The following is a 13,033-nucleotide window of genomic DNA, read 5'->3' as shown; positions in this document are numbered from 1 at the left end:
TCAGCAAAAGGCCCCGAAGAATAATGTCTTCAGGGCCTTTCTCATATTCATCTATCGGTTGAACTTCAGTACTCTTGCAATATTCTCACAGGTCCGCTCTAAGTTCTGAGGCCCTTCCTCCAGCACTTTCTTCAACTCCTGCGCACCCGGGACGATACCGAATACGGCGTCAATACCGATGTCATACAGCGTATCGATGCCTTCGCCGATGTATCCGGCTACCGCAATGACCTTCTTCCCCGCTTCCTTCGCCGTGCGCGCCACGCCATAAGGCGTCTTGCCGAATTTGGTCTGAAAATCGATCCCTCCTTCGCCGGTGAACACATAATCGGCACGGTCGACTTGCCGCTTCAATTCCGTGTATTCGATGACGATCTCGATTCCTTTCTGCAGCTTCGCCTGAGTGAAGATCAGAAGCCCCGCCCCCAAGCCGCCGGCCGCGCCTGCTCCGGGTACATCACGCACATCTTTGCCAAGCTGCTGCTTCACGACTTCCGCATAATGAGCCAGATTGCTATCAAGCTGCTCTACCATTTGCGGGGTGGCCCCCTTCTGGGGCCCGAATACACGGGAAGCCCCATGCTCGCCGCACAACGGATTAGTGACATCGCAGGCGACGATCATTTCCAATTCTCCAAGGCGCAGATCCAATGCCGATACGTCGATCCGGGACAGCTTATCCAGGCTGCCGCCGCCACGCGGGAGCTCTTGCCCCGCTTCGTCTATGAATTTAGCGCCCAAGGCTGCTGCCATCCCGGTCCCGCCGTCATTGGTTGCGCTGCCGCCGATACCAATTATAATTCTCTTGATACCGCGATCCAGACATTCCCGAATCAATTCTCCCGTCCCGTAGGTAGACGTAATCAACGGGTTCTTCGTCTCCGGCGTAACATGATGTATGCCGCTGGCCGAGGCCATCTCGATCGCTCCGGTTACGCCATCGCCCATGATGCCGAATTTCGCAGTAACAGGCTGGCCAAGCGGGCCCGTAACTACCTTTTCAAACATTTCCCCGCCTGAAGCATCCACCAGGGATTGAACGGTGCCTTCCCCCCCGTCCGCCATCGGAACATGAACATATTCTGCTTCCGGGAACACTTTGCGAAGCCCCTTTTCCATGGCATTGCATACTTCTTTTGCTGTCATGCTCTCTTTAAAGGAATCTGGCGCCAGTACAAAAACCTGCTTGCTCATTCTTCTCACCCCATGTTTAGTCATTAATTGCATGTAACACAACATCTTGCCTTATAAGAAAAATCCGTACATTAGCGTAGCCGCGATCGTCATGGTTCCGCCTACGATGGCCTCGTAAGGAATGAGACCCATCCGCTGCTTGATCGTCATCTTCATCGCGCCTGCCGTCACGTGGAAGTAGTTGCCCTGCGGCAAGGAGTCGATCACGGTTGCACCGGTATGAACCATAACTGCGGCGGCAAGCGGTGCAGTACCCATATCCAAAATGGCTTGTCCGAACGAGCCGGTAGCGAGGATAACCCCGGTTGAGGTGGACGCGGTTGCAGCAGCCATCAAAATACCTGCAATCGGAGCCAGGAAGGTCCCCGAAATGCCTGAAGCTTCAATCAGCTTCACCACTTGTACCGATAAATCCGATGCCGAGATCAAGCCTGCAATACCGCCTGCGCCGATCAGAATCAACACCGTAGCCGTCATTTTATTAAGACCTGAAGCTGTGTATTCCAGAATCTTCTTACCTTGGCCCATAGCCAGCATTCCGATAATCCCGGCAATTGGCAAAATGTACAATGCATCCACCTTGAATCTGGACAGTGCTTCAATGCCGGAGAGAGAACCGATCGGATTGATCATCAGCAATACAACGGCTACCAGCGGAGCAACAATCGCCCGGCCGAGCGACGGGTATTTCGAGGTGTCGATATCTCCGTCTACAGCTTCTTCATTCGTTACTTTTACACCTTTATTTTTAATCACCGTAGCTACGACAACGGTTACAATCAAGCCGCAAATGGCTGGAACCAAGCCCGCCAGCATGACATTGCTGAGGTCCAGTTCGAACCCCCGCGCGGCCGCGATCGTATTCGGGTTCGGTGAAATAATGTTGCCGGCCTTGCCGCCGCCGGAGAGAGCGAGCAGCAGGGAGATTTTCGAGATTCCCATCTTGTTGCCTACGGACAACGCGATAGGAGCAACGATCAGGACTGCCACCGGAATGAACACCCCGACTGCCGTAATGATCATCGTTGCCAGTGCCAACGCCAGAATGGCCTTGCCGCCTCCTAGCTTCTTTACTATGGCTTGGGCAATCGTCTCCGCCGCACCGGATTCCATCATCACCCCAGCCAGCACGCCTGCCGCGAGAACCCGCAGCACAGTGCCCATAACGCTTTGTGTTCCGCTTACGAGAACATTAACCGTCTGTTCCAGATTCGCGCCTCCGATCAGCGCCCCTACGATCGCCCCGGTAAACAGGGCATATACCGGATTGAGTTTTCTAAGGATCAAAATGATAGCGATTGCAAGACCTGCCAACGCGCCGATCCAACTAATTGTTAATCCTTCCATCTGTCGTACCTCCCAATGATGTTTGTGTAATGATCTTGATGAACACGCTTTCAGTATATAAGCTTCCGGCTGAAAATTATATTGATATCGGGACGAAATGTATTGTGCAAATGCACGAGAAATTTCTCATAAGAAGTGACCTCGTTAATCTTTAGAATAGCCTGATCCTGGATTTAGCATCCTATCTGGTAACGAAAATTGACGGGAGGAATATTAATGGACTTGCAATGGATATGGAAGTCGGCGCTGCTGGTGGTCATTGGAATGATACTGCTTCGGGCGGCCGGCCGGAAATCAATTTCGCAAATGAGCGTCGTCACCACCGTCATTATGATCTCTATCGGAACTACGATCGTGCAGCCGATTGCGAATCATCATCTGTCCATCGCCATCGGTTCAGCTTCGGTATTTATCGTGACGCTTTTCGTCATTGAATATTTGGAGATGAAGTTTGACTGGCTGGAGCGCTTGCTGAACGGCAGAGCTCAGGTGGTCATCGAGAATGGACAATTCCTGCCGGAAAGTATGCGAAAGATGCGAGTTACCGCCGATAAGCTGGAGATGCAGCTCCGGCAGCAAGGAATTCGCAGTCTCAGCGACGTGCAGCTCGGTACGCTGGAATCCAATGGTCAGCTTGCTTGCGAGCTGGTGCCGCACGCGCGGCCGGTTACGCTGGGGGACCTAGAACTGCTGCTGGCAAAGCATCTGCCTCTGCAAGCCGATCAGGACCCCCTGTTCCAGGAAGTGCGGATTGGCAGACACGCCAAGCCGGATTTCCCGGAGCTGCAGTAATACAAAGAAGCGCCGGATCATGTCCGACGCCTCGCAGGGTTTATATTATTTTCCTCACAGCCATTGTCCGTAATGCTCTTGCAGAAACGCAAGCTTGACCTCTGTATGGCCCGCGCCTCCGCCCTCATGCCCGTTAAAGGGATAAATAACGATTTGCTTCTCGCTCTTGATCCGGTTGTAGGTTGCAAAATACATCAGCGGCGGACACACCTCGTCCTTCAAGGCCACCGAAGCAAATACCCGGCATTTGATGCGGCTCGCCAGATTCATCGTGTCAAAATAGCTTAAATTGTTCATCACGAGATCGCTCTGTTCGGGATGCTTCTTCAAATATTCGGCGACACTGGCAAAGGCTCCATGATATCCTTCAATACGAGCAACGAGATTGCTGTTGCTTGGCACGTCTACCATCGCCAGAACAGGCCGTTCATCAAGGGCTGCCACTGCCATTCCCAATGCGCCTCCCTGGCTGGCGCCTTCCAGAATGATTTTGCCCGGCTCGATCTCCGGCTGTGCACAGGCAAAGTCAATGGCCTTCACGCAATCCATATAGGCATAACGGTAGTAGTACTCTTCCTTGCAATGCACTCCTTTGCTGGCGACATTCTGAACGAATCCGTGCGAGTAGGATGCCTGATTCCCCGTCTTCCCTCCTTGGTCACGACAATCGATGGAAAGAACGGCCAATCCGAGCATTACCCAATGCATGAATTCAGACGGCTTGCCCCGGTCGCCGGAGAAGCCATGATAATGAATCAGGCACGGGATCCGCTCACCGCTTCGGAAAGCGGGAAGAATAAGCCAACCGTGAATACGGGTGCCGTCCATGCCGTTGTAGGAAATGTCGTATACTTCCGCCCGCCTGCCCGGATACGATACCTTGATTCGTTCCGGGGCGAGTTCAACCTTGCCTGCTTGCTCCTTGGTCTTCGACCAGAACGCATCGAAATCATCCTGCTTTGTTAGCGGAGGAAAGTATTGATACAGCTCTTTCGAGACATTTTCGATATAACCCATGGCCTGCGACTCCTCTTCCCCTAGACTGCTATGCTTGGAACCTTATTTCCCTTATTATTTCAAGGTCCGCTTCAAAAATTCCCGGGTCCGCTCCTGCTTCGGATTGTTGAAAATCTGCTCCGGTGTTCCTTCTTCCGCAATAACTCCCTGATCCATAAATACTACTCTGTCAGAGACTTCTCTGGCAAACTCCATCTCATGCGTAACGATAATCATCGTCAGGCCGGAGCCCGCAAGATCCTTCATCACCTTGAGCACCTCGCCCACCATCTCGGGATCGAGCGCAGACGTGGGTTCATCGAACAGCAGAACATCCGGATCCATCGACAGTGCCCGGGCAATCGCTACCCGCTGCTTCTGACCCCCGGACAGCTGCTTCGGCTTGGCATGGATGTATTGCTCCATTCCTACATTGCGCAGGTATTTCATCGCCGTCTCCGTCGCCTCATCCTTGGAGCGCTTCAATACCTCAACCTGCCCGACAACGCAGTTGCTCAGCGCATTGTGATTATTGAACAAGTTAAACTGCTGGAACACCATGCCTAGATGTCTGCGATAGAGCGAAACATTGTGCTTCTCCGCCAATATATTTTGCCCGTTATAAACGATCTCTCCGCCGCTGGGCTTCTCCAGCAGATTAATGCAACGAAGCAGCGTGGACTTCCCCGAGCCGGAGGAGCCGATAATGCTGACAACTTCTCCTTTGCCTACCGATAGATTGATATCCTTTAGAACTTCATTGGCTCCGAAAAACTTGTTTAAATGACGTATCTCAATTACCTTTTCCATCTTCACTCCTGCTTTCTGCTAACGCTGCAGTGAATAGCTTTCCGGGCCATCCATCCGCTTCTCAAGACGATGCAATATTTTCGTGACGGTCAAGGTCATGATCAAATACAGAATGCTTGCGACAAAGAACGACTCAAAGTAGTGGAAGTTGTTCCCTGCAATGGATTTGGTCATGAAGTACAGCTCCGATACCGAGATTACGTTCAGCACGGACGTGTCCTTGATATTGATCACAAATTGATTGCCTGTTGCCGGTAAAATATTGCGGATGACCTGCGGAAGCACCACATTGCGCATCGTCTGCCAGTGAGTCATGCCGATCGCTTGAGCCGCTTCGAATTGTCCCTTATCTACGGAGATCACCCCGCCGCGGACAATCTCGGCCATGTAGGCTCCCGTATTGATCGATACGATGAAGATTGCCGCGAAGGTCCGGTTCATGTCCAGATTAAACAATAGGGATGAGCCATAGAAAATAGCCATTGCCTGCACAATCATCGGCGTTCCACGGAAGCATTCAATATAAATTGTAAGAATCCCGTTTACGATTTTCAGAAAAATGCGTTTTAACCCTCGTTCCGGAACAGGAATTGTGCGGACGACGCCTGCAAACAGACCGATTGCCGCCCCAATGACCGTCCCGATTAGAGAAATATATAAGGTAACGGCGGCACCGCGTAAAAACATAGGCCAGTTTTCCGTTATGATTCGAATGATCCATTCGTACGTCATTTTAATTCCTCACTTTAGTTATTCCGCTGCCGGCTGATTCTTGATTGCATCTTCCATGATCTGAGCTCGTTCTTCCTCCGAAATGCCTGCCAAAATTTCATTAATCTTCTCCGTAAGCCCGCTGCCCTTCTTTAATCCGACAGCAACGGCAGTGTCATCATCCGATGTAGTGAAGCCGTCCGCAAACTCGATATAGGCATAGTTCTCGTTGGCCGCCGCCGCACTGATTCCCTCCGGCAGTTCCGAGACATAGCCATCGATTGTTCCAGCCTGAAGAGCTACGCGCATGGCCGGGAAGTTATCCATAGCAGGCTGCTTGCTAACGCCCTGAATCTGATCAATAACAGAGTAGTGGAAGGTGTTCAATTGAGCTGTAATTTTGGCTCCGCTAAAGTCCTGAACGGACGTTGCGCCTTCATAGGCACCGCCCTTTTTAACTACCATAATCAAGTTCGATTTATAGTAGTTGTCCGTGAAATCAATCGCTTCTTTACGTTCCGCGGTTGGAGACATGCCTGCCACAATCGCATCGATCTGACCGGAGGTCAGGGAAGGAACCAGGCCGTCCCATTCCGTCTTCACGATGACCAGCTTCTTACCCAGCCCATCAGCAATCTTCTTCGCAATCTCCACGTCATAACCGCCCGCATACTCGGCACTTCCGTCGATCTTCACGCCCCCGTCGCCATCCCCGTTCTGGGTCCAGTTAAATGGCGCATAGCCTGCCTCAAGTCCAACCTTGAACGTATCACTGTCTTTATTCGCCGAGCTTGAACTGCACCCGGCAAGAATAACCATGGCTGACATCAGCAGCAATAAGGATAAGGATAATGTCTTTTTCATTCTTTTTTCACGCTCCAAAATAGTAGTAGTAAATGAATAATAGTGCGAGTTCAAAAAGTCAGCTTTTCAGCACCGAGAAGGTTGCGAGAATCCGAAGAAGGAGGAACGGAGTGTAGGCAGAACCTACATGAGTGAAATGCTTCCAAAGGAAGCATACCTCGCAAGCATCCGCTTGGACTTCGAGGGTGAACGCAAGATGCAACGTCGAGTTATCCTATTGAAACACTTCGTGATCAAAAGGTGACTTTTTGAACAACCTCTAATTAGGAACAAAAAAAACGACCCCGAGTGTTAGCCCGAGGTCGTATGATTTAATCATCGTGTCCTAAAAGCCCTCTTTCCCTCGACGAGATAGCACAACTTGACAAACCGGGAAGTCGGTCAAGACAGTCCTGCAGTTATTCACTGCAGACCCAGCAAAGGAGCATAGAGCCTGATCCTTCGCTTCGGCGATATTTCCTTCTCTCTGACGTCATAGCTTGCTCAAGCTCTGTCACAGACTGTTAAATATCGCGCCTCTACCTCACCTTGTAGAAGTGAGGTCATATTCAATTTGTTTGTAGGATACAATACTAAGGCCATTCTGTCAAACTGACAACCTCTAAAAATGCCCGTCCTGATGCGGTTCGCAGGCAAAAAGAGAACAGCCCGCCTGACTTTCCCAGGACGGGCTGTTCCTATAATTACTAATTAGCGAAGACTCTTCAATGCGCCGCTCCAAGCCAATACTTGATCCAACATGCCGTTCACATTGGTCAGGTGCAAATCAGCAGGCTTAAATACCGAACCATTTTCGAAATCAGTGAACAGGGACAGGGCTGGATGCACACGAACGTCTGCTACAGACAATTCGCCGAGAATTCCGCGCAGATGTTCTGCCGCGCGAGCGCCGCCTACCGAACCATAGCTGACGATCCCGGCAGCTTTGTTATTCCAAGCATCGCGAGCATAATCAAGTGCATTCTTCAGTGCAGCAGTGATGCTGTGGTTATATTCCTGTACAACGAATACGAAGCCATCAAGCTCAGCCAGCTTGGTGTTCCATGCTGTTGCTTGCTCTGTAGCGTCCGCTTCGCCGAGCAGCGGCAATTTGTAATCCGCAATATCTACGATTTCATAGTTGGCATCGCCGCGTCCGTCACCAATGCTTTTCACCCATTCTCCGACTTGCGGGCTTACGCGACCCTCACGGGTGCTTCCCAGGATAATACCGATATTCAGCTTAGACATGTTAACTTCCTCCTTAAATGTGTGTTGTTTATTTGTTCCTTCATCGCTGCCTAAATCCTAAGTATCTTGAAGCTGAGATAATCATAATCCACTACTTTACTTTTGTCAAGTAACTTACTTTATGTTTGTAGATTATTTTTTTGCCATATAATAAAGAAGGCTACCTGAGCATTAATTTGCTCAAATAGCCTTTCTTTCATGCTTAATATATTTTAATGGAAGAGGTGATATCACTCCATCCTTCAGGTGTCAAGGAAGAGTCGTCTACGGTACGAACCAACATGTTCCCTAAAAAATGATCATGTTCATACAGTTCAACTGTCGCTCCCCCATATACCCGAAGCGAGGTAATATCATCATTCTGGATTCCCGCTTGTTGCAATTGAGCAAGGGTATAAGATCCCGGAGCCAATGAAACGGCATAGCCGCCGTAGCTCCCATCCTTGTAAAATACCGCGCCTTTTTTCAAACCGTAGGCCTCCAGCTCATAGATTCGAGCCGCCGTATCGCTCGAAAGATTGCCTGCATCCGTAATGTACAATCGGATATACCGCCCGAAGGTATTGACCTCATGGAGCGTAATATCCTTAGTGTTTCCAGATACGGTAGAGACATCCGTCCAGCTTGTGCCGTTGTCGCTGACCTGGATCACGAAGTTCCTCGTGTTGATCTTTCGGTTTTCTCCTCCCGCGCCTGCATGCTTCAAGACGAACCGGTACAGATTATAACGTTCTCCAAGATCAATCTGCAGCCAATGCGGTTCAGCTCCGGTAGCACACCACTTGCTGTTACTCAGGACCATACCGTCAATTGCCTTGCTCGGCGTCTCTGCCTGCACATATCCATCAGCTGTCGCTATTCCTTGTCTTGCAACATTCACATATCCACCCGCCAAGGCTTTACCTTTTACAGGAATATCGACCACGGCTTGAACAGGGTAATGATCCGATGGATACAGGCCGTTTTCATTATAATAATTAATCTCGATCGATTGGATGGCAGATGCCCCGCGATGGAAAATCCAATCGATATGATGCCCGGAGGTGTTGCCGTTGTAGTTGCTGACCGTCGACGCATTCACCAAGGAATGACCTGCTTGCGTCCACATGTCGTTAAAAGCGGACTGCTCCAGGATCGTATACGCCGCTTCCGTCTCTGGAGCATTCAAATCCCCTCCGATGAATACCGGAATATCCGAGGAAGGAACAATCTCTGCGATCTTATTCAGCATTAGCTGGGAAGATTGTGCCCGAATGCTTGCATCCAGTGAGAAGTGGGTGTTGAAATAATAGAAGACCGTACGCGGATTGTCCTTGGCCTGGAATTTGGCCCAGGTACTAATCCGGGGCCACTTGTCGGCTTCAGAATAGCGGCTTCCTTCCACTTCGGGGGTCGTGCTTAGCCAGAATTGTCCGGCTTCAATAATATTAAACTTGTCAGCTCTATAGACGATATTCGAGTATTCATCCGTCTTGTTGCCTTGTCGCGAAGTACCGATGGACTCGTAATTTCCGTTCAAATGGCTTATGAAATAGTCGATTTGAACAGCATATGCCTCCTGCATGCCGATAATATCGGGACCGAATGTATCGATAGCCCGAACGGCCCGATCCTTGCGGTTGTCCCAGGAATTGACCGTGCCGTTGTCTCCGTTAAGGTTGCGTACATTGAACGTCATCAATTTCAGCCTTGCCGTCTCTGCGTCGGCTGCCGCCTTCGGAGCCTGACCCGTCCATCCTCCAAGCCCTCCAAATCCGATAGCCAGAATAAGCATAACCATCCAAACCGTTCTTTTCATCGTCTCTTCCTCCTCGTAATCGTGATTACAAAAAAAGGATTGCTATTTGAATAAGCTCTTATGAAAAACGATTCAATATCAGTTTAAGAGTTTTGATTTCATAGGGTGCCAATGATATTTCAACTCGTTGCCCGGATAGCGTCAACTCTGCCTCGAATTCTTCCAACAGATTCGTCTCCTGTGCTGTCTGCACAGTACCAAGGGCCGGATTCATCTCCAGCGCGGATATAGTTCGGATACCTCCGAATTCATATAAGCGGACGATCAGTCCCCTGCCATCCTCAGCCCTTTTTATCGTATCAATCATCACGTTGCGGGCATCAACCCTGAGCATGCCCAGCTCATCCGGCACTTTTGCCGCTCCCCGAACGGGTGAGACCAATAAAGGAGCATTCAGTTCACACGCCGCCTCCTGCGTTCCCGCTTCATACCAGCCTCCAGAATGCGGTAATAGAGAATAGTTAAATATATGCTCCCCTTGATCCGCTTCGCGATCCGGATAAACGGGAGATTTAATCAAGCTGAGGCGGATGATATGATTATGAATGTCATGGCCATATTTACTATCATTAAGCAAGCTGACTCCGTATCCCCCCTCGGATAGATCCACCCAGCGCTGTGCCGCCGATTCGAAACGAGCCCTATCCCAGCTTGTATTCCAGTGTGTCGGTCTTTCCACGTTTCCGAACTGAATCTCATAAGTTGCCTTAGTCGAGCGAATTTGCACCGGAAAGGCTGCTTTCAACAACTGCTGATGCTCGTGCCAAAGGATACGGGTCTTGAAGTCGATACGGGGATGATCTTTGTATACCGTCAAGTACTGCTCGACGGTCGAGTCTTGATAATGATATACCAGCTTCACCACGCCGCGTAAGGGTCCCTGCTCCAAGACGGTAATCTCTTGCAAATCATCGATGACAAGCATCTTATCCTGATAGAAGATATCGATATCCCAGGCGTCATATTTTAAAGGCTTATCCTCGAATACCTGGAGCACGTTGGCCGGCTCTCCCGGCTTCAATACCTCTCGTCTTGCAAGCTTGTCATACACCGAGCTCAATTGCCCTATTTCGTTCAATGTGATTGTATAAAAAGGAGTCTCCAGACGATCGCTGCCAATGGCCCAGGTCGATTCCTCCTGTAGCGGCATGATGGATGCGTGAAGCTGAGCCCCAGGATCAGCCTCAAGCCGTCCGTAAAGTGTAGTATAGCCGTACCCCGGCACGCCTTCGACTTGTACGAGTACCTTGCCGGGTTGCAATACATCCCGCTGGGATTGCAGCTTCGTACCTGATGCCGAGTACCAAGACCATGAACCGTCCCGGGTAAAGCAAGCGTCAATAGAGACCGGAAAAGAGCGCTCCCATCCCAGCGCATTATAGACTCGTATTGCCATTTCCCCGGATGCCGATGGTTCGATTCCCCCAGTGGATGCGGTTCTCTCTAAGACGGATAAGCCAATCTCCATAGCCGAAAGTGCGAGCTTTTCCGCCTCCTCATACTCCCGCCTGCTGTCCTCGTAGACCTCACGGATCGACGAGCCCGGAATGATATCATGGAACTGATTACGCAGTACGATCTCCCAGCTCTTATTGAGCTGCTCTGTTGGATAAGCATGCTCCGGATCAAGCGCCAACCCGAAGGCATTTAGGAATTCAGCCTGATGCAGCAGATACTCCATCCGCCGGTTCATCCCTTTTATCCATCCTTGCGAGGTATAGGTCCCTCGATGGTATTCCAGATACAACTCCCCATCCCAGAGCGGAAGCTTGGGGTGTTCCTTGACGCGCTCTTCCAACCGGGCGAAATAATGCTCTGCACCCCCCGGAATAACCTGCGGAGCTCCCGGCAGATCTTCATAACGCCGCACGGCCTCCAGCATATCTCTTGTTGGGCCTCCGCCTCCGTCTCCCCATCCATAGGCAATCAGCAAGTTATCATTCAGGTCTTTCTGGCGATAATTGTCCCACAGTCCCTGAATGGTCTCTCCGGTTACATTTCCATTGTAGGTATAATAGGTGCTGCCATAGCTATCAGGGGTCGTAATGAAATGGGTCAGAATTTCCGTGCCGTCTATACCTCTCCAGGTGAAAGTATCGTTAGGGAAGCGATTATACTGACTCCAGCTGATCTTCGTGGTCATGAAGTAATCGATTCCGCTTCTCTTGAGAATCTGAGGCAGTGCCCAGCTATAGCCGAAGACATCCGGCAGCCACAGAACCCGGTTATCAACGCCGAACTCCTCCCGAAAGAAGCGTTTGCCGATCATAATCTGACGCACAAGCGATTCGCCGGAAGGGATGTTGCAATCCGACTCCAACCACATCGCACCGGTCGGCTCCCAGTTTCCAGACTTGACTCGCTCTTTGATTCTTTCATACAGTTCCGGGAAGTCCTCCTTTAGATATGCGTACAACTGAGGTTGGGACTGCAAAAATACATATTCAGGAAATCGATCCATTAACGAGAGGGCTGTTGCGAAGGAACGGGCCGACTTCTGGCGGCTATGCTGGATTCTCCAAAGCCAGGCTACATCGATATGACAATGACCGACAGCAGTAATTTGGGGACGCGGTCCGCGTGGAATTTCTTTCAACCGCTCCTTCAAGACACGCCGGGATTTCATAGCGGAAGCATAGAAAGCTGGCGAACCGGGCTGGCGCCAATCCAGATGCAGGAATGCCTCATCTACCGCTTCGGCGAGCAGATGCTTCTCCGGACTGCTTTCATCCAACCGCTGAGCGGTTTGCAAGATATGAAGCGACGTGTAATAAAGATCGTCCACGTCTTCATCCAGAATAGCCAGCTCGAGTTGTTCAATGCGATGCCTGAACGACGTCCGGCCATCCGGTACCTTGAGCCCGCTCCAGGCATAGATCGCCAGCTCTACAGACCCTTTGGTCAGGGCAGGCTTCGGAAAAAACAGCTCCGCATGGTTGCGGCTCAAGCCCTGCCATAGCTGCCCATCAAGATAAACCTGGGCCTCGCACCCTCGGGTGCCGCCGGAACTAGCTTCTCCTAGCCGAAACAATCCCACGGGATCTTTATCCTTCCAATCTGCGGGGAACTGCACCCTCGTGATGAACCAGGCATACCTGTCGGCCCCTCCCCAGTGATCACCGGCGGCTACAGTGTCCGCTGATGCGGCCAGCCCCCGTGCTATATTCAAATCCTCAATATCCGGAATAAGCCGTACATTGTTCAAAGCCCGCCCTTCCCTATATCTGAGTCCGGCGAGTTCCTGAATTCTGCACGACAATTTCCGCTCCAAAAATTTCACGTTTGCACACC

Annotated in this window: 10 protein-coding genes and 1 riboswitch; of the genes, 1 reads left to right on the top strand and 9 read right to left on the bottom strand. The window is 50.8% G+C overall.

Annotated elements, in window-relative coordinates; all coding sequences use genetic code 11:
• Positions 1-51: 51 nt before the first annotated feature.
• Together KQJ23_RS02645 and KQJ23_RS02640 are read right to left on the bottom strand one after the other, a co-directional pair.
• On the bottom strand, positions 52-1,194 hold the full coding sequence (locus KQJ23_RS02645) for a glycerate kinase (protein WP_216477351.1): 1,143 nt from the start codon (positions 1,192-1,194) through the stop codon (positions 52-54).
• 51 nt (positions 1,195-1,245) lie between these two features.
• On the bottom strand, positions 1,246-2,541 hold the full coding sequence (locus tag KQJ23_RS02640; protein WP_216477135.1) for a GntP family permease: 1,296 nt from the start codon (positions 2,539-2,541) through the stop codon (positions 1,246-1,248).
• A 216-nt stretch (positions 2,542-2,757) separates the two neighbouring features.
• On the opposite strand from KQJ23_RS02640, the gene KQJ23_RS02635 reads away from it, so the two are divergent.
• Positions 2,758-3,333, top strand: a complete 576-nt coding sequence (locus tag KQJ23_RS02635; protein ID WP_216477134.1) for a DUF421 domain-containing protein — start codon at positions 2,758-2,760, stop codon at positions 3,331-3,333.
• Positions 3,334-3,387: 54 nt separating this feature from the next.
• On the opposite strand, the gene KQJ23_RS02630 is transcribed toward KQJ23_RS02635, so the two are convergent.
• The 7 genes from KQJ23_RS02630 to KQJ23_RS02600 all read right to left on the bottom strand — a co-directional run bounded on the left by KQJ23_RS02630 (position 3,388) and on the right by KQJ23_RS02600 (position 13,022).
• Entirely contained in the window at positions 3,388-4,350 is a 963-nt protein-coding gene (locus KQJ23_RS02630) for an acetylxylan esterase (protein WP_216477133.1), read from the bottom strand.
• Positions 4,351-4,404: 54 nt separating this feature from the next.
• Positions 4,405-5,139, bottom strand: a complete 735-nt coding sequence (locus tag KQJ23_RS02625; protein ID WP_216477132.1) for an amino acid ABC transporter ATP-binding protein — start codon at positions 5,137-5,139, stop codon at positions 4,405-4,407.
• An 18-nt stretch (positions 5,140-5,157) separates the two neighbouring features.
• Positions 5,158-5,871: an amino acid ABC transporter permease gene (locus KQJ23_RS02620; protein ID WP_216477131.1), complete on the bottom strand. Its 714-nt coding sequence runs from the start codon at positions 5,869-5,871 to the stop codon at positions 5,158-5,160.
• Positions 5,872-5,889: 18 nt separating this feature from the next.
• Positions 5,890-6,714, bottom strand: coding sequence for a transporter substrate-binding domain-containing protein (locus KQJ23_RS02615; RefSeq protein WP_216477130.1), 825 nt, complete (start codon positions 6,712-6,714; stop codon positions 5,890-5,892).
• A gap of 344 nt (positions 6,715-7,058) precedes the next feature.
• A riboswitch (Lysine riboswitch) is annotated at positions 7,059-7,243 on the bottom strand.
• Positions 7,244-7,404: 161 nt separating this feature from the next.
• Positions 7,405-7,944 (bottom strand): NADPH-dependent FMN reductase, encoded by a 540-nt coding sequence (locus KQJ23_RS02610; RefSeq protein ID WP_216477129.1) that lies wholly within the window; start codon positions 7,942-7,944, stop codon positions 7,405-7,407.
• Between the two features lie 202 nt (positions 7,945-8,146).
• The gene (locus KQJ23_RS02605; RefSeq protein ID WP_216477128.1) at positions 8,147-9,742 is read right to left on the bottom strand and encodes a discoidin domain-containing protein; all 1,596 of its coding nucleotides are present in this window, start codon (positions 9,740-9,742) and stop codon (positions 8,147-8,149) included.
• Between the two features lie 58 nt (positions 9,743-9,800).
• Positions 9,801-13,022 (bottom strand): alpha-mannosidase, encoded by a 3,222-nt coding sequence (locus tag KQJ23_RS02600; protein WP_216477127.1) that lies wholly within the window; start codon positions 13,020-13,022, stop codon positions 9,801-9,803.
• Positions 13,023-13,033: the final 11 nt, after the last annotated feature.

The sequence above is a fragment of the Paenibacillus brevis genome (assembly GCF_018919145.1).
GTDB classification, from domain to species: domain Bacteria; phylum Bacillota; class Bacilli; order Paenibacillales; family Paenibacillaceae; genus Fontibacillus; species Fontibacillus brevis.
The sequence above is the reverse complement of the archived record's forward strand: the minus strand, read 5'-3'. Positions and strand labels throughout refer to the sequence as shown.